This is a genomic window from Polaribacter sp. 2305UL8-11, from assembly GCF_058147165.1.
The window spans coordinates 1-237 of record NZ_JBYVJW010000109.1; the positions used below are offsets into that span (position 1 = coordinate 1).

At 27.4% G+C, this 237-nt stretch carries 1 pseudogene; it reads right to left on the reverse strand.

Annotated elements, in window-relative coordinates:
* Positions 1–12: 12 nt before the first annotated feature.
* A pseudogene (locus ACY2RW_RS16370) lies at positions 13–237 on the reverse strand (hypothetical protein); the annotation flags it as partial.

The window sequence follows — 237 nt, forward strand, 5'->3', positions numbered from 1 at the left end:
ATAGTTTGTTTATTAATTTAAATCTAATCGAACACCTATAGAAACATTTCTAGTTTCAGTGTTGGCAAATAATGGATTTAAATCATATTTTACGTAAAGACTAGTATCTCCGTATCCTAAATAAGCACTCAAACCATAGTTTACAGGATTCATATTAAAATTATTAAATTGTACCTCTTTCACGTTGACACCATTTGCATCTTTGTATTCTAAATATTGTCTTGTGCCTAATTTAAA